Consider the following 16826-nt stretch of genomic DNA (forward strand, 5'->3'; position numbering starts at 1 on the left):
TCACCGGCGGCGCCTGCCGGACGACCGGTTCGCCTTGCCCGTGGGCTTCGCCTGACCGGACCTGCCGGCCTTGCCGGCGGGCTTGCGGCCCGGGCGCGGTTTGCCCGCCGCGCCCCTCGCGGCTCCGCCGCTGCCGGATCCGCCGCTGCCGGACGCGCCACCGCTGCCCGACGCGATGCCGGCACCACCGCCGGTGACGTTCACCGCGGCCGGGACCCCTCCGGACTCGGCCTCGTTCGGGGCGGACCGGGTGCCGCCGGTCCCCCCGGCACCGGTCCCCCCGTCGCCGGCGGATCGCCCGCGCCGCTGCATCACCTTCTCGGCGTGCTCGCGGTACCGCGTCTCGCGCATCTTGAACGTCACCAGCAGCGGAGCCGCCAGCAGCACCGAGGAGAACGTGCCGACGAACATGCCCACTCCCTGCACCAGGCCGAGGTCGCGCAGCACGTCCACGCCGAACAGCCACGCACCGACGATGAGCAGGCCGAGCACCGGCAGCAGACCGACGAGCGAGGTGTTGATCGAGCGCATCAGCGTCTGGTTGATCGCGAGGTTGGCCGCCTCGCCGTAGGTGCGGCGGTTCACGCCGAGCAGGCCGCGGGTGTTCTCCCTCACCTTGTCGAAGACGACGACCGTGTCGTACAGCGAGTAGCCGAGGATCGTCAGCAGACCGATCACCGTGGCCGGGCTGACCTCGAAACCGGTCCACGAGTACACGCCGGCCGTGACCGTCAGGTCGTACAGCAGCGCGATCACGGCGCTGACGGCCATCCACCGCTCGAAGTAGAAGACCAGGAACGCCGAGACCAGCGCGAGGAAGACCACCAGGGCGATGACCGCCTGCCGGGTGATCTCGCCGCCCCACGTGCCGCTGACCGCGCTGTCGCTGATCACCTGCCGGTCGGCGCTGCCCTGCGCGTTGTGCGGGCGCAGCTGCTCGAACAGCGCGTCCTTGACCCGGCTGGTCTGCTCGGTGTTCAGCGTCCCCGACTGGAGCTCGATCGTCTGGTTGCCGCCCGCGCCGACGACCTGGACCTTCTCCGCGGGGTGGCCCAGGGCGTCCCGGTAGCCGTCCTCGACCTGCTCGGTGGTGATCCGCCCGTTGTCGCCGGTGGCGGGCACCGTGATCTGCGTGCCGCCGACGAAGTCGATGCCGAGGTTGAACCCGCGCAGGCCGATGCCCGCCAGGCAGATCACCACGATCAGTCCCAGCGCGAGGAACCACCGGCGGCGCCGCCCGACGATGTCGAAGGCGCCGGTGCCGGTGTGGAGCCGGTGGAGCACGGAGCCACGACGCGCGGACGCCTGCTCGCTCGCTGTCGTCTCGGTGCCGGGGGTCGTCACCTCACGCCTCCTTGGTGTTCGCGGTCCGCCTGCGCTGTCCGCGGTCGGCGGCGGCGATCCGCTGCACCGCGCCCAGACCGGTCACGCCGGGTTTGGACAGGGCTCTCTTCCGCGACGCCCACGCCACCAGCGGGTGCGTGACCAGGAACACGACGATCAGGTCCAGTACGGTCGACATGCCCAGGGTGAAGGCGAAGCCCTTCACCTCGCCGACGGCGAGGATGTAGAGCACGACCGAGGCCATCACGCTGATCGCGTCCGAGGCGAGGATCGTGCGGCGCGCCCGCTCCCAGGCCCGCGGGACGGCGGAGCGGAACGTGCGGCCCTCGCGTATCTCGTCCTTGATGCGTTCGAAGAACACGATGAACGAGTCCGCGGTGATGCCGATGGCGATGATGAACCCGGCCACGCCCGCCAGGTCCAGGGTGAAACCGATCCACCGCCCCAGCAGCACGAGCGCCCCGTAGACCACGGCGCCGGACAGCACCAGCGACAGCACGGTGAGCACGCCGAGCAGGCGGTAGTAGAGCAGGCAGTACACGGCGACGAAGGCCAGCCCGATGCCGCCGGCGATGAGTCCCGCCTTCAGCGAGGTCACCCCGAGCGTGGGCGAAACGGTCTGCGCCTCGGACTGCTTGAACGCCAGCGGCAGCGAGCCGTACTTGAGCATGTCGGCGAGTTCCGTGGCCGACTCCTGGTTGAACTGGCCCGTGATCTGCGTGCGCGCGCTGGAGGCCGCCTGGATCCGCGGTGCGGACACCACCTCGCTGTCGAGCACGAACGCGGCCTGCTTGCCCTGGTTGGCCGCGGTGAACTGGCCCCACTTCTGGGCGCCCTCGGGCTTGAACCGCAGGTTCACGCTCCACTGCGGATCCTGCTGGCTCGGGGCGCTCGCCTGGGCGTCCTCGATCTGCTCGCCCTCGAGCAGCACCGGCTCCAGGACGTACTTGGCGCTGCCGTCCCGCTCGCAGGTCACCAGCGGCTTCGCCGGGTCGGCGTGCCCGCGCAGCGGATCGGGCGCGTTGCAGTCCAGGTTCTGGACGGCCTGCCGCAGCACGTTCGGGTCGGTGCTCTGCCGCGTCTTCTTCGCCTCGGCGATCCGCTCCGGCGCCCCGCCCGCGTTCTGCGGCTGCTGTTGCTGCTGTTGCTGTTGTTGCTGCTGCGGGTTCGGCACGGCCTGGGCGACGCGGCGGATCTCGAGCTTGGCGGTCTGCCCGAGCTGGCGCGCCTGCTCACCGCCCTCGCCGGGGACCGTGATGACGAGGTTGTTGCCGTCCCGGGTCACCTCGGAACCGCTGACGCCCATGCCGTTGACCCGCGTCTCGATGATCTGGCGGGCCTGGTCCAGCGACTCGTTGCTCGGCGGCTCCCCCGTGGGGGTCTGCGCGGTCAACGTCACGCGGGTTCCGCCCTGCAGATCGATGCCGAGCTCGGGAGACGGCTCCCGGTCCCCGGTGAAGAACACCAACGAGTACAGGACCGCGACGATCAGCGCGAAAACCGCGAGATAACGCCCTGGGCGGATGTGACCGGCCGGAGGTGTCACGGTTTCTCGGTCTCCTGTTCACGCGGATGGCAGAAGCAAGCGGTCCACCCGCGTCACGCACACCGACGCCGGGAGACCGCGTGGCACCAGTCTGACAGGGTTCCGCCGCACCCCTCCCCCCGGGTGCGCACACCGCGTGCGCAGGGGTTACGCAGCGGAAACGACGGAGAAGACAGGGGGGACGCAGCGGGTTTCGCGGACAACGGCGAGGCGGCGCCCCCGCGGCACGCGCGGCCCGGGAGCTCGCAGCAGCGCTCCCGGGACCGTGCGCCGGGTCAGTTCTTCCGGTTCTCGATCGGCTCGGCGAACTGCGCGTTCGACTCGGTGCTCGCCTCCGACGCGTCGTCCGCGGAGTCCTGCTCCGACGAGTCCGCCGCCTCGGTCTGCTCCTCGTTCGCCTTCTGGCGAACCGCCTGGCGCAGCCAGGTGGTGGTCACACCGGGCGCGAGCTCGAGGTCCACCGTGTCCTCGGCGGTGGCGGTGATCGTGCCGTACACCCCGGAGGTCGTCATGACCCGGTCACCGACGGTGAGCGAGTTCTGCAGCTTCTGCTGGTCCGCCATGGCCTTCTTCTGCTTGCGGACCTGGAAGAACAGCATGAGACCGATCGCGAGGATCAGGACGATGGGAAGGAATTCCATGATGCTCCGTTCAGCGAACACGTTGTTCAGCGAACACGTTCCGGACCGCCCCGACCTCAACCGAGCACCGGTCCGAATTGCGCGGATGTCCAACTCCTCAGTGTGCCGGAAACACCCGGAGTTTTCGAAGACCCGCTCCGCACCGCCCCGCGAGCGGGCGCTGCGTCACTCCTCGAACAGGCTCGGCGTCGCCTCCCCCGGAGCGTGGTCCGGGGCGGTGAGACCGAGGTGCCGCCAGGCGGCCACCGTTGCCACACGCCCCCGTGGCGTGCGTGCCAGCAAGCCTACGCGGACGAGGTACGGCTCACACACCTCCTCCACCGTGCTCGACTCCTCCCCCACGGCCACCGCCAGGGTGGAGATCCCCACGGGGCCGCCGTGGAAGGAACGCACCAGCGCACCGAGCACCGCGCGGTCGAGCCGGTCCAGCCCGACCTCGTCGACGTCGTAGACCTCCAGCGCCGCGCGCGCCACTCCGAGGGTGACCACGCCGTCCGCGCGGATCTCGGCGTAGTCGCGCACGCGCCGCAGCAGCCGGTTCGCGATGCGCGGCGTGCCGCGCGAGCGGCGCGCGATCTCGGCGGCCCCGTCCTCGCGCAGCTCCACGCCGAGGATGCCCGCCGAGCGGCGCAGCACCTGGTCGAGCTCGGCGGGCGCGTAGTACTCCATGTGCGCGGTGAAGCCGAACCGGTCGCGCAGCGGACCGGTCAGCGCACCGGAGCGGGTCGTCGCGCCGACCAGGGTGAACGGCGCCAGCTCCAGCGGGATGCTCGTCGCCCCGGGGCCCTTCCCGACGACCACGTCCACCCGGTAGTCCTCCATGGCCAGGTAGAGCATCTCCTCGGCCGGGCGGGCGATCCGGTGGATCTCGTCGATGAACAGCACGTCGCCCGCGGTGAGGTTCGACAGCATCGCGGCCAGGTCGCCGGGCTTCTCCAGCGCCGGGCCGGAGGACACGCGGATCGAGGCCCCCAGCTCGGAGGCGATGATCATGGCCAAGCTCGTCTTGCCCAGCCCGGGCGGCCCGGAGAACAGCACGTGGTCCGGCTGGTCACCGCGCCGCACGGCCCCGTGCAGCACGAGCTCCAGCTGCTCGCGCACCCGCGGCTGCCCGACGAACTCGGAGAGGTGCCGCGGTCGCAGGCTCGCTTCGAGCTCGTGCTCGGCGGGCTGCTGGTGCGGCGTGAGCGCCACGGAACCGCCGGCCTCCCCCGCGTCGCCCGCTTCGGGCGCGTCCTGCCCGGTTGCTTCCTGACCAGCCGGATCGTCCTGGTACATCGCCCTCCGTCCAGGAAACGTGTCGGTGTTGCCGGGGCGGGTCGCCGAGCCGCGCGGCACCGCCGCCGGCCCGGACTAGCTCGGCCCGAGGGTGGTCAGCGCCCGGCGCAGCACCGTGGCCGTGTCCGCCTCCCCGTCGGTCTCGTCGAGCACGGCCTGCACGCTCTGCTCGGCCTGCTTGGCCGAGAAGCCCAACCCCACGAGGGCCTCGGAGACCTCGGTGCGCAGCTGTTGCGCACCTTCGCCGACCGGTGCGGTGCCGGCGACCGCGCCGACCTTGTCCCGCAATTCCAGCACGAGGCGCTCAGCGCTCTTCTTCCCCACACCGGGCACCTGGGTGAGGGTGGTGATGTTGCCGTCGGCGATGGCGTCGCTGAGCTGCTCCGGCGCGAGCACGGCCAGCGCGGCCAGCGCCAGCCGCGGCCCCACGCCGGAAGCGGTCTGCAGCAGCGTGAACAGGTCGCGAGCCCCGGGGTCGGCGAAGCCGTACAGGGTCAGCGAGTCCTCGCGGACGATCAGCGCGGTCCACAGCCGGGCCTCCTCACCACGCCGCAGCCCCGCCAGCGTCGCGGGCGTCGCGTGCACGGCGTAGCCGACGCCCTGGACCTCGATCACGGCGTGGTCCAGCCCCACGGACAGGACCGGCCCGCGCACGGAGGCGATCATGGTCGGAATCCTTTCGTCTGCCGCTCGGTGGTGCCCGACTGCCCGCCGCGCTGGGCCGCCTGCTGCAGCCGCGCCCGGTGGTTGCGCGCCATGCGCGCGGCCTCGGCCTCGGCGCTCGCGAGCCGCCCCGTCATCGGCGACCGCCAGGCGTGGCAGACCGCCAGCGCCAGCGCGTCCGCGGCGTCGGCCGGCTTCGGCTTGCTGCTCAGCCCGAGCACCCGCGTGACCATCGTGGTGACCTGGTCCTTGCCCGCGCGGCCCGAACCGCTGATGGCGGCCTTGACCTCGCTGGGCGTGTGGAACGCCACGGGCACCTGGCGCTGCGCCGCCGCGAGCGCGACCACGCCGGAGACCTGCGCCGTGCCCATGACGGTGCGCACGTTGTGCTGGCTGAACACGCGCTCCACCGCGACGACCTCCGGACCGTAGGTGTCGAGCCAGTGCTCGACCGCCCGGCTGATGCCCAGCAGGCGGTCGGCGAGCTCGGACTCGGCGGAGCTGCGCGCGACGTCGACCGCGACGCACTCCACCTGGCGACCGCGCCCGCTGTCCACGACGCCGAGCCCGCACCGGGTCAGCCCGGGATCGATCCCCAACACCCGCACACCGCACCTACTCACTGCCACCGGGAACGTCCGTTCGAACCCTACCGGACGGGGCGCGTCGCACCCCTCCCGACACTCCGGCCCTGCGCGGCCGCTTCCCCGGGGCCCTGCACCACCGGGGCCCTGCACCACCGGATCCCTGCGCCGCCGGAACCCTGCGCCGCCGATGCCCTGCACCACCGGAGCGCCGGGCGCGCTGCCGCGCTCCTGCACGCACCTGCCGCGCACCGGCGCGGCAGGTCGGCGCACCCGCGTGCGGCGCGTCCACGTGCAGCAGCCGCAGCCGCCCGGGCGCCCACGGCCCGCTCGCACGCGAGCCGCCGCGAACGCACCCCGCGGCGCTCGGTTCACGGACCGGTGACGCCGGGTGTCCAGCTCTCCGGGGCTCCGCTCCCGGTGAGCACCGGCTGGTAGGCGGCGAAGCCGCCCGGCGCGTCGTCCTGCCAGGGGAACTTGCCGTCCGGGGAGGCCACGACGAGCTGGACGGCGGGGAAGTCGTCGCCCTCGTAGAGCAGCATGGCACTGCCGAGGAACTGCGGGTAGTGCCCGTGCGCCACGTTCTCCACCACCACCGGCAGCCCGTTGAGGAAGCCCTCGTACAGCTGCCCGGGGACGAACCGCTCCCCGGCGGCGACGCGGCGGGCGTAGGTGTTGATCACCGAGTGCGCCACGTCGCGGGGCAGCCCGATGACCACGACCTCGGGCCTGCCGAACCGGCGCCACACCCCCGCGGAGAAGGCGAACGGAGCGCCGGAGTCGTCGCCCGCCACGTGCAGCACCGCGGTCCCGTGCTCCTCGGCGGTCCGCACCATCCACTCGCGCAGTTGCGCATCGCTGTCGGTCACGCGCGCCATTCTGTCGGACGGATCCACCCCGAGCGGAGCGGGGCGCGGCGGTCAGGTCTTCGCGGCCCGGCCACCCCAGCGCCCTTGTTCGCGGGACGCAGGGGAGAATCCTGCCCTTCGTGATCACCGACCCGGCACACGCCGCACCCGAGCCCGTCGTCGAGGACGCCCCGAAGCCGACGCGACCTCGGCTGCTGCGCCAGCAGTGGCGGGAGGTCACCTTCCTGCACTGGGCAGTGCAGCCGGAGCAGGTCGCGCCGCTGCTGCCGCGTGGTACCCGGCCGGATGTCGTGGGCGGCCGCACCTACGCGGGGCTCGTGCTGTTCCGGGTGGTCGGCAACGGATTCGCACGCGGACCTGCGCTTCCGTGGCTGGGCACCTTCCTGGAGACGAACGTGCGGCTCTACTCCGTGGATGAGACCGGCCGGCGCGGTGTGGTCTTCCTGAGCCTCGATGCCGACTGCGCGCCGGTCGTCACGGCCGCGCGCGTCGGTTTCGGGCTGCGCTACCGGTGGGCCCGGATGAGCTTCGACAACGGCGACGGCTCGGCCGGCGCGCTCCGCACCTACACCGCGCGGCTGCGGTGGCCAGGTGCGCGCGCACGCAGCCGGGTCGTCGTCCGGCCCGGCGAGGAGCCGCTCGACGGCCGGCTGGAGGCCTTCTTGACCGCGCGCTGGGGGTTGCACGTGGCCCGGTTCGCCCGCACCTGGCACCTGCCCAACGCCCACGAGCGCTGGCCGCTGCGCCGCGCCGAGCTGCTCGAAATCGATGACGGCCTCCTCGCCTCCGCCGGTCTCGGGCACGTCCTCGGGGACAGCGCCGAGGATCGTCCCCGCCCCGACCACGTCGCGTTCAGCGACGGCGTCAGCGCGGAGTTCGGCCGGCCCCAGCTCGCGCGCACCCCCCGCCACCGGAGCTGATCGGGTGCAGCAGTCGGTGCGGGTGCTGGCGGTGAGCTGTTGCAGGGGCGCCGGACCAGCAGAGCTCCGGACCCCGCGTTCAGCCGGCGAAGGCGCAACGCCCACCACGCACCCCCCGCCGCACCAGCTGGCGCGGCGGGGCGCCAGAAGCTCCGGTCACCTTCCGCTCAGGCGCTGACCTGGGACATCACTTCGTCGCTGACGTCGAAGTTCGCGTAGACGTTCTGCACGTCGTCGCAGTCCTCGAGCGCATCGATGAGCTTGAACACCTTGCGCGCGGCCTCCGCCTCGAGCGGGACGTTGACGCTGGCGAGGAAGCTGATGTCCGCCGAGTCGTACTCGATCCCGGCTTCCTGCAGCGCCTTGCGCACGTCGACGAGATCGCTCGGCTGGGTGAGGACCTCGAAGTTCTCGCCGAGGTCGTTGACCTCCTCCGCCCCGGCTTCCAGCACCGCGCCGAGCACGTCCTCCTCGGTCAGCCCGTTCTTCGGCAGGATGACGACGCCGCGCCGGGTGAACAGGTAGGCAACCGAGCCGGCGTCGGCCATCGACCCGCCGCCGCGGGTCATGACCGTGCGCACGTCGCTGGCCGCGCGGTTGCGGTTGTCGGTGAGGCACTCGATGAGGATCGCCACGCCGTTGGGCGCGTAACCCTCGTACATCACGGCCTGGTAGTCGGTGCCGCCACCCTCCTCACCGGATCCGCGCTTGCGCGCGCGCTCGATGTTGTCCAGGGGGACCGAGTTCTTCCGCGCCTTCTGGATCGCGTCGTACAGGGTGGGGTTGGCTTCCGGGTCACCACCACCGGTCCGCGCGGCCACTTCGATGTTCTTGACGAGCTTCGCGAAGAGCTTGCCGCGCTTGGCATCGATTGCGGCCTTCTTGTGCTTGGTGGTGGCCCACTTGGAGTGGCCGCTCATCTCTCCTCCGTCTTCCTCGGACGACGCATCCGCGCCGGGTCGGGCACCCTCCCGCCGCTTCTAGGACGCGCGTACGGTCTGCACGAAATAGCGGTGCACGCGTTCGTCACCGCTGACCAGCTCCGGGTGGAAAGCGGTCGCGAGCACGGGCCCCTGCTGAACGGCGACGATCCTATCGTCGCCGTCCCCGCCGCCGGCGCTGTCCGGGGGTGGCACGGTCGCCAGGACGTCGACCCCGGCCCCTGCCTTGGCCACCTGCGGAGCCCGGATGAACACGCCGTGCACGGGCGGACCGGGGATCCCCGCGAACTCGAGGTCGGTCTCGAACGAGTCCACCTGGCGGCCGAACGCGTTGCGGCGCACCACGACGTCCAACGCGCGCAGGGGCCGCACGTCTTCCCCGCGCTCGTCGTCGAGCACGCGTTCGGCGAGCAGGATCATGCCCGCGCAGGAGCCGTAGGCGGGCATACCGGCGGCCAGGCGGGCGCGCAGCGGTTCCGCCAGCTCGAAGGTGGCCAGCAGACGGCTGATCGTGGTCGACTCCCCGCCGGGGAGCACGAGGCCGTCGACAGCGGCGAGCTCGCTCGGCCGCCGCACCGGTGAAGCCTCGGCCCCGCACCGCTGCAGCGCGGTGAGGTGCTCCTCGACCCCGCCCTGCAGGGCGAGCACGCCGATCCTCGGTCGCGTCGTCATCGGACTCCATTCTCCTCGTTCGTCCCGCACCGGAAAACGTCCCGGCCCCGGAAACGCCCCGGTCAGCGCGGCAGCACCAACCGCAGCAGCGCCGTGGTGGCCGCGGCGGCGACCACGACCGCGACGAACGGGGCGCGGCGCCAGGCCAGCACCCCGCCGACGGCGACGCCGGCGACGCGCTCGACCCCGGCGAACTCACCGGCCTCGAACGCGGCACTGGTGACCACGAAGGCCCCGAGCAGCGTGATCGCGCCGATCGACATGCCGCGTTCCCACCGCTCGGACGGCCGCATCCGCTCGCGCAGCAGCGGTCCGGCCAGCCGCAGCAGGTAGGTGCCGCAGGCCAGCGCCAGCACCGCGGTCAGGGTCATGAGCGCACCTCCCCGGAGGCCGCGGCGGACTCACCGCCGTCGGATGCCTGCGCGCCGGACCCGGGCAGCGGCAGCGCGGCGGCCACGCCGAGCAGCGCCACCAGCACGGGCAGCCCCTCCGGCAGCACGGGCGTGGTCAGCACGGCCAGCCCGGCGCCGAGGGCGGCGGCGCGGAGCACGCGGTGTTCGCGCAGGGCCGGCGTGATGAGCGCGAACAGCGCCGCGGGCAGGGCCGCGTCGAGGCCGAGCACCTCCGGGTCGCCGACGGCCCGCCCCAGCAGCCCGCCGAGGAAGACCCCGGGTGCCCAGGCGCAGTACAGCCAGATCCCGGTGATCCAGTACGCGCGGGCGCGTTGGTGCGGGTCCTGCCGGGCCAGCGCGGCGGCCACGCTCTCGTCGACCATGAGGTGGGTGGCGAGCAGGCGCTTGCCCCAGCCGTGCTCGCGCAGCAGCCCGCCGACGGCGAAGCCGAACGGCAGGTGCCGCGCGTTGAGCATGAGCCCGCCGGCCACGGCCGTGACCGCCGAGGCGCCGCCGGTCATCATGCCGACGACGAGGAACTCCGAACCGCCGGCGAAGACCAGCACGCCCATGACGGTGACCAGCCAGAGCGGCACGCCGCTGGTCACGGCGATCGCGCCGAGCGAGGCGGCGACGATTCCCAGGGCGAGCGCCACGGACAGGGCGTTGCGGACCACGTCGTCTCGCCACACCGCTGCTGTTCGCTGTATCGTACGCACGTTCACCATGATGAACACAGCCATCGTGTTCGTCAAAGAATACCGACTGTTCGCCACAGCGAACGAACGGACCGGAGGAGGCACGGTGCCCGAGGCCGACAGCGCCCCGCTCGCCACGATCGCCGCCGCGCTGCGCCGGGAGCGGGACCGCGCAGAGATGTCGCTGACCGAACTGGCCCGCCGGGCGGGCATCGCCAAGTCGACGCTGTCCCAGTTGGAGAGCGGCACCGGCAACCCGAGCGTGGAAACCCTGTGGGCCCTCGCCGTGGCGCTGGAAACCCCGTTCAGCCGCCTCGTCGACCCGCCGCGGCCCCGCCTGCGCGTGCTCCGCGCCGGCGAGGCGCCGATGGTGCGCTCCGAGCAGTCGCCCTACGCCGCGGCGCTGCTGTCCTCGTGCCCGCCGGGGGCGCGGCGCGACCTGTACCAGCTCGAGCTCTCCCCCGGCGCGCCGCGGCACGCCGCCGCGCACAACCCGGGCACGGTCGAGCACCTGCTGCTCACCGCCGGCCGCGCCCGCGTCGGTCCGCAGGAGCAGCCCGTCGAGGCCGACCCGGGCGACTACGTGTCCTTCTCCGGCGACGTGCCGCACCTCTACGAAGCGCTGGCGCCGGGAACCGCGGCGGTGCTGGTCATGGAGCACTCCTGAGCCCGGCACCCGCCGCGCTCACCACAGCGCCGGGGCTCCCCGCCCGCGCCGCGCTCACCACCCGCGCTGGGCGAGGCGCTGCTGCTCGTCCAGACCGTCGGCGTTGCGGCCGACCATCGCGCCCCCGAGCCCGGTCGAGACCTTGGCCAGCACGTCCGGGTCGTCGTGGAAGGTCGCGGCCTTGACGATCGCCTCGGCGCGCCGCGCCGGCTCGCCCGACTTGAAGATGCCGGAGCCCACGAAGACGCCTTCCGCACCGAGCTGGCGCATCATCGCCGCGTCCGCCGGGGTGGCGATGCCGCCCGCGGTGAACAGCACCACCGGCAGCCGGCCGGTCCCGGCGACCTCGCGCACGAGCTCGACCGGGGCGCGCAGCTCCTTGGCGGCGACGTAGAGCTCGTCGGCGGACAGCACCGACAGCCGCCGGATGTCCGCGCGGATCTGCCGCATGTGCCGGGTCGCCTCGACGACGTCCCCGGTGCCGGCCTCTCCCTTGGAGCGGATCATCGCCGCGCCCTCGGAGATCCGCCGCAGCGCCTCGCCCAGGTTGGTGGCGCCGCAGACGAACGGCACGGTGAAGGCCCACTTGTCGATGTGGTTCTCCTCGTCGGCCGGGGTGAGCACCTCGGACTCGTCGACGTAGTCGACGCCGAGGGACTGCAGCACCTGCGCTTCGACGAAGTGGCCGATGCGGGCCTTGGCCATGACCGGGACGGACACGGCCTCGACGATCCCGCGGATCATGTCCGGGTCCGACATGCGCGCCACGCCGCCGTCGGCGCGGATGTCGGCGGGCACGCGTTCGAGCGCCATCACCGCGGCGGCCCCGGCCTGCTCGGCGATGCGCGCCTGCTCGGGCGTGACCACGTCCATGATCACGCCGCCCTTGAGCATGTCGGCCATGCCGCGCTTGACACCCTCGGTACCGGTCGTCGCCGTCTTCCCGTTCGCGGGAGTAGTCACCGGTGTTCCCTTTCCACTCGAGACTGCCTGGACACCGGTCACGCTAGGCCGTTTTCCGGACTGGTTCACGGGCCAATTCCGCCCTTTTTCAGCAGTCCACTCGCCGCCCCCGCCGCAGGCGCCCACCTGCGCGGCCGATCCGCGGCCTCCCGCTGTTGCGCAACCCATGAACACCGGGTGTGATCGAGGGCACACGCAAGCACGACGGCACACCGCGAGCGGAGCAGCGATGAGCAGCAAACAACCCAACGGCAGAACAGGCGGTGCTGCGGGCGCACCAGCGCCCGCCGAACCGGGAGGCATCCGCAACGTCGCCCTCGTCGGCCCCTCCGGTTCGGGCAAGACGACGCTGGTGGAGGCGCTGCTGGCGACGAACGCGACGATCGCGCGACCCGGTTCGGTCGTCGAGGGCAGCACGGTCTGCGACTACGAACCCGCCGCGACCCAGCAGCAGCGTTCGGTGGGCATGGCCGTGGCGCCGGTGCAGTACGGCGAGCTGAAGATCAACTTCATCGACACCCCCGGCTACGCCGACTTCATCGGCGAGATGCGCGCCGGGCTGCGCGCCGCCGACGCGGCCCTGTTCGTGCTCGCCGGGGCCGAGGGCGTCAACGCCGCCAGCCGCGCGATGTGGCACGAGTGCGCCGAGGTCGGCATGCCCCGCGCCGTGCTCATCGCGCGGCTCGACCAGGCGCAGGCGGACTTCGACGCGGCCCTGGAGGCGTGCCAGGGAGTGTTCGGGGACGGCGTGTTACCGCTGTACCTGCCGCAGCGGGACGCCGCGGGCGAGCACACCGGCCTCCGCGGGCTCATCACCGAGACCGTCTCCGGTCGGACGGAGAGCCTGCCGGACATCGCTCCGGAACGCGTCGAGCACTACCGCGGGCAGCTCATCGAGGCGATCATCTCCGAGAGTGAGGACGAGTCGCTCATGGACCGCTACCTCGCCGGGGAGGAGATCGACGAGGAGACGCTCATCACCGACCTGGAGCGCGCGGTCACCCGCGGGGGCCTGTTCCCCGTGCTGCCCACCTGCTCGGCCACGGGCCTCGGGCTGGAGGAGATCCTCGACGGCATCGCCCGCGGCTTCCCCTCCCCGCCGGAGCGACCGATCCCGGACGCGGTCGAACTGCGCACCGACGCCGCCCGCACGCTGGACACGGACCCGTCCGGCCCGCTGGCCGCCGAAGTGGTGCACACCTCCGCGGACGCCTACGTCGGGCGGGTATCGCTGGTGCGGGTGTTCTCCGGATCGCTGCACCCGGACACCGAGATCACCATCGCCGGGCAGGGCATGGCCGAGCGGGGGCACGAGGACCACGCCGGCGAGGACCGCGTCTCGCACGTGTACTCCCCGCTTGGCTCGCGCCTGCGCCCCGTCCCCCGCTGCGTGGCCGGGGACGTGTGCGCGCTGACGAAGCTCACCGGGGCCGAGACCGGCGACACGCTCTCCGCCCCCGCGGACCCGCTGCTCGTGCGGCCGTGGGCGATGCCCGAGCCCCTGCTGCCGATCGCGGTGATCGGCCGCGGCCGCGGCGACGAGGACGCGCTGGCGCGCAACCTCAACCGGCTCGTCGCCGCCGATCCGACGCTCCGGCTGGAACGGGACACCGAAACGCACCAGCTCGTGCTGTGGTGCATGGGAGAGGCGCACGCCGACGTGGTGCTGCAGCGGCTCCGCGACGGCGGGGCCACCGTGGACACCGAACCGGTCCGCGTGCCGCTGCGGCAGACCTTCGCCGCCGCGACCAGCGGGCACGGCAGGCACGTCAAGCAGTCCGGCGGACACGGCCAGTACGCGGTGTGCGACGTGGAGGTCGAACCGCTGCCGCGCGGCTCCGGGGTGGAGTTCGCCGAGCGCATCGTCGGCGGCGTCGTGCCGCGCCAGTACATCCCGGGCGTCGAGAAGGGCGTGCGCGCCCAGCTCGGCAAGGGGCTGGCCGACCGGTGGTGCCCGATCGTGGACGTGCGGGTGACGCTCGTGGACGGCAAGTCCCACAGCGTCGACTCCTCCGACGCCGCGTTCCAGGCCGCCGGCGCGCTGGCGATCAAGGCCGCCGCCGAGAAGGCGGGGCTGATCACCCTCGAACCCGTCGACGAGGTCGAGGTGCACCTGCCGGACGAGCACCTCGGCGCGATCCTCGGGGACCTGTCCAGCCGGCGCGGCCGGGTGATGGGCACCGAGCCGGAGGAGCCGGGGTGGACGGTCGTGCGGGCGCACGTGCCCGCCAGCGAGCTCGTGCGCTACGCGGTGAACGTGCGCTCGCTGAGCTCCGGCTCCGCCCGGTTCACCCGCCGGTTCGAGGGGTACGAGCCCATGCCGGAGAGCCTGACCCGGCAGGACTGATGGACTCCGCGGATCGGCGGGTGCGTGCTCGGCCGCACCCGCCGATCCGCGCGTCCGCCGAGGAGCGCGGACCTCGGGCGCGGCGGCCGCCCGGCACCGGGGTCACCTCCGGGGGCCGCCCGCGGACGCGGCGACGCTGACCAGCCGCTGGGCCACCGTCCACGCGGACAGGGCCGCGAGCCCCCAGATGGCGACGTCGAGCACGACCGGAACGCCGAAGCCGTGCAGGCCCGTGCCGACCAGGATCACGAGGAACCGTTCGGCGCGCTCGGCCAGCCCGCCGTCGGCGGAGAGCCCGCTGGCCTCGGCGCGGGCCTTGACGTAGGAGATGACCTGCGCGAGCACGAGGCAGAGCAGCAACCCCGCCCCGCGGTCGGGACTGCCGTCGTGGACGAGGGCCCACCACACCAGCGAGCCGAACAGCACCCCGTCGACGATGCGGTCGCAGGTGGCGTCCAGCACCGCTCCGAACGCCGAGGCGACGCCGCCGGCGCGGGCCATGGCCCCGTCGACGAGGTCGAACAGCAGGAAGACGGCGACGACGATCGTGCCGGCCACGAGGTGCCCGCGCGGGAACAGCCCCAGCGCCGCTGCCGAGGCGGCGATCGCACCGGTCGCCGTCACCGCGTTCGGGGTGATCCCCGAGCGCACCAGCGCCGTGCCGAGGGGGCCGGTCAGCCGCGCCAGGGAAGCCCTCGCGAATAGGTTCAACATTGCCCGAAGTCCGCACCCGTGCCCTGGGATCCTCCGCAGTCCGCGGATTCCTGTGCGCCCGCAGGTTAGCGCCTCGCCGCCCCCGGGCGATCAGCGCCGGGGCCCGGAGAGGTCCGCACCACCCCGCTCCGCCCGCGGAAGGCGCTCCCTGTGAGATCCTTCACGGGCAGGGGCGCGGGGAATGCGTTCCGAGGTCCTCGGGTTGGAAGTAGGTGACACGTCCACTTCAGCACGCGAGGAGGCGGTATGACGGCCACGTCCACGATCCCCGGCTACACCACCGGCACCTGGGACATCGACGCGGTGCACTCGGTCGTCGAGTTCAGCGTCCGGCACATGGGTGTCGGCAAGTCCCGCGGGCGGTTCGACAGCTTCCGCGGCGAGATCACCACGGGGAACGACCCGCTCGACTCCTCGGTGACCGCCACGATCGACACCGACTCGATCAACACCGGCAACGCGGACCGCGACAACCACCTCCGCAACGCCGACTTCCTCGACACCGCCAACCACCCGACCATGACGTTCACCTCGACCGGGGTGCGCCAGGACGGCGAGGACTTCTACGTCGACGGCGAGCTCACCCTGCGCGGCGTGACCAAGCCCGTCACCCTCGAGGTCGAGCCCGGCGGTTTCACCGAGGGGCTGCTCGGCCTGTCGGCGAGCACCACGATCAACCGCCGCGACTTCGGCGTCGGCCCGGAAGGCGGCGCCATGGTCGGCGAGAAGGTCACCATCACCCTCGACATCGAGGCCCAGCAGCGGGGCTGAGCCCCACCGCGCACGCGGCCGCCCGCGCGGGGCGGGCGCAACCGGAAAGCGCCGGCGCCGGGAGGGGTCCCGGCGCCGGCGCTTCACACGCTCACGTGCTGTACGTGCAGCGCAGTGCTCACGGGCCGGCGTGTTCCCCGTCGCGCTTCGGCGCGCCGGCTGCCCCGGCCACCCCGCACAGCAACCGCTCCAGCCGCGGGACCAGCACGCAGAACGACCCGGCTCCTATTCCCAGGCCCGCGACAGCAGCTCCTGGGTCTCGCCCAACAACTGCGGCAGCACCTTCGTGTGGCCGATGACCGGCATGAAGTTCGAGTCACCGCCCCAGCGGGGCACGACGTGCTGGTGCAGGTGCGCGGCGATGCCCGCGCCCGCCACCGGCCCCTGGTTCAGGCCGATGTTGAACCCGTGCGGTCCCGACACGCTGCGGATGACCCGCATCGCCTGCTGGGTGAACTCCGCGACCGCCATCGTCTCCGCCGCGGTGAGCTCGGTGTAGTCGGCGACGTGGCGGTAGGGCAGCACCATGAGGTGCCCCGGGTTGTACGGGTACAGGTTGAGCACCGCGAACACGAGCTCGCCCCGGGCGATGATCAAGGTCTCCCGGTCCGGCCTGGCCGAGTCGAGCAGCCTGCAGAACGGGCAGCCGTCGCTGCCGTCGCCCTCCGGCTTGTTCTCGCCCTGGATGTAGGCCATCCGGTGCGGGGTCCACAGCCGCTGCAGGGCGTCGGGCACACCGATGCCGTCCTGCTCGGTGAGCTCGACCCCCTCGGGCTTGCCGTGCGGCTCGCTCACCAGGCCTCCCATCGACGGAAG

The 16826-nt window shown here is 72.8% G+C and carries 18 protein-coding genes; 4 read left to right on the top strand and 14 right to left on the bottom strand.

The features are described 5' to 3' along the window. The 7 genes from secF to ACVGV0_RS16385 form a co-directional block, all read right to left on the bottom strand. Entirely contained in the window at nt 1-1344 is a 1344-nt protein-coding gene (gene secF / locus ACVGV0_RS16355; RefSeq protein WP_459156556.1) for a protein translocase subunit SecF, read from the bottom strand. A 1-nt stretch (nt 1345) separates the two neighbouring features. Beyond that, on the bottom strand, nt 1346-2890 hold the full coding sequence (secD, locus tag ACVGV0_RS16360) for a protein translocase subunit SecD (protein WP_459156557.1): 1545 nt from the start codon (nt 2888-2890) through the stop codon (nt 1346-1348). Nucleotides 2891-3165: 275 nt separating this feature from the next. Further along, nucleotides 3166-3531, bottom strand: coding sequence for a preprotein translocase subunit YajC (gene yajC / locus ACVGV0_RS16365; RefSeq protein ID WP_459156558.1), 366 nt, complete (start codon nt 3529-3531; stop codon nt 3166-3168). A 165-nt stretch (nt 3532-3696) separates the two neighbouring features. Next, nucleotides 3697-4809: a Holliday junction branch migration DNA helicase RuvB gene (gene ruvB / locus ACVGV0_RS16370; RefSeq protein WP_459156559.1), complete on the bottom strand. Its 1113-nt coding sequence runs from the start codon at nt 4807-4809 to the stop codon at nt 3697-3699. Between the two features lie 75 nt (nt 4810-4884). Continuing rightward, nucleotides 4885-5475: a Holliday junction branch migration protein RuvA gene (gene ruvA / locus ACVGV0_RS16375; protein ID WP_459156560.1), complete on the bottom strand. Its 591-nt coding sequence runs from the start codon at nt 5473-5475 to the stop codon at nt 4885-4887. Continuing rightward, nucleotides 5472-6080, bottom strand: coding sequence for a crossover junction endodeoxyribonuclease RuvC (gene ruvC, locus ACVGV0_RS16380; RefSeq protein WP_459156561.1), 609 nt, complete (start codon nt 6078-6080; stop codon nt 5472-5474). Before ruvC ends, ruvA begins: the two co-directional genes overlap by 4 nt. Before the next feature lie 347 nt (nt 6081-6427). Next, complete coding sequence (locus tag ACVGV0_RS16385) at nt 6428-6934, bottom strand: DUF4262 domain-containing protein (protein ID WP_459156562.1); 507 nt, start codon at nt 6932-6934, stop codon at nt 6428-6430. Nucleotides 6935-7044: 110 nt separating this feature from the next. Between ACVGV0_RS16385 and ACVGV0_RS16390 the strand changes: the two genes are divergently transcribed. After that, nucleotides 7045-7845 (top strand): YqjF family protein, encoded by an 801-nt coding sequence (locus tag ACVGV0_RS16390; RefSeq protein ID WP_459156563.1) that lies wholly within the window; start codon nt 7045-7047, stop codon nt 7843-7845. A 167-nt stretch (nt 7846-8012) separates the two neighbouring features. Here the strand turns inward: ACVGV0_RS16390 and ACVGV0_RS16395 are convergent, their stop codons facing one another. From ACVGV0_RS16395 to ACVGV0_RS16410, 4 genes are all read right to left on the bottom strand, one after another. After that, nucleotides 8013-8765, bottom strand: coding sequence for a YebC/PmpR family DNA-binding transcriptional regulator (locus ACVGV0_RS16395; RefSeq protein WP_459156564.1), 753 nt, complete (start codon nt 8763-8765; stop codon nt 8013-8015). Between the two features lie 60 nt (nt 8766-8825). Further along, entirely contained in the window at nt 8826-9458 is a 633-nt protein-coding gene (pdxT, locus tag ACVGV0_RS16400; protein WP_459156565.1) for a pyridoxal 5'-phosphate synthase glutaminase subunit PdxT, read from the bottom strand. A 62-nt stretch (nt 9459-9520) separates the two neighbouring features. After that, nucleotides 9521-9829 (bottom strand): AzlD domain-containing protein, encoded by a 309-nt coding sequence (locus tag ACVGV0_RS16405; protein ID WP_459156566.1) that lies wholly within the window; start codon nt 9827-9829, stop codon nt 9521-9523. Beyond that, complete coding sequence (locus ACVGV0_RS16410) at nt 9826-10569, bottom strand: AzlC family ABC transporter permease (protein WP_459156567.1); 744 nt, start codon at nt 10567-10569, stop codon at nt 9826-9828. Before ACVGV0_RS16410 ends, ACVGV0_RS16405 begins: the two co-directional genes overlap by 4 nt. 85 nt (nt 10570-10654) lie before the next feature. Between ACVGV0_RS16410 and ACVGV0_RS16415 the strand changes: the two genes are divergently transcribed. Next, nucleotides 10655-11215, top strand: coding sequence for a helix-turn-helix domain-containing protein (locus ACVGV0_RS16415; RefSeq protein ID WP_459156568.1), 561 nt, complete (start codon nt 10655-10657; stop codon nt 11213-11215). A 54-nt stretch (nt 11216-11269) separates the two neighbouring features. Here ACVGV0_RS16415 and pdxS read toward each other — a convergent pair whose 3' ends face one another. Further along, nucleotides 11270-12178, bottom strand: coding sequence for a pyridoxal 5'-phosphate synthase lyase subunit PdxS (pdxS, locus tag ACVGV0_RS16420; RefSeq protein ID WP_459156569.1), 909 nt, complete (start codon nt 12176-12178; stop codon nt 11270-11272). Nucleotides 12179-12407: 229 nt separating this feature from the next. Here pdxS and ACVGV0_RS16425 point away from each other — a divergent pair, with 229 nt between their 5' ends. Beyond that, complete coding sequence (locus ACVGV0_RS16425) at nt 12408-14525, top strand: elongation factor G-like protein EF-G2 (RefSeq protein ID WP_459156570.1); 2118 nt, start codon at nt 12408-12410, stop codon at nt 14523-14525. 102 nt (nt 14526-14627) lie between these two features. Here the strand turns inward: ACVGV0_RS16425 and pgsA are convergent, their stop codons facing one another. After that, nucleotides 14628-15239, bottom strand: coding sequence for a phosphatidylinositol phosphate synthase (pgsA, locus tag ACVGV0_RS16430; protein WP_459156571.1), 612 nt, complete (start codon nt 15237-15239; stop codon nt 14628-14630). A gap of 246 nt (nt 15240-15485) precedes the next feature. Here pgsA and ACVGV0_RS16435 point away from each other — a divergent pair, with 246 nt between their 5' ends. Continuing rightward, nucleotides 15486-16010 (top strand): YceI family protein, encoded by a 525-nt coding sequence (locus tag ACVGV0_RS16435; RefSeq protein WP_459156572.1) that lies wholly within the window; start codon nt 15486-15488, stop codon nt 16008-16010. A gap of 225 nt (nt 16011-16235) precedes the next feature. Here the strand turns inward: ACVGV0_RS16435 and ACVGV0_RS16440 are convergent, their stop codons facing one another. Then, nucleotides 16236-16817 carry an HIT family protein gene (locus ACVGV0_RS16440; protein WP_459156573.1) on the bottom strand — a complete coding sequence of 194 codons (582 nt, stop codon included), beginning with the start codon at nt 16815-16817 and terminating at the stop codon, nt 16236-16238. Nucleotides 16818-16826: the final 9 nt, after the last annotated feature.

The organism is Salinifilum ghardaiensis, from assembly GCF_054491345.1.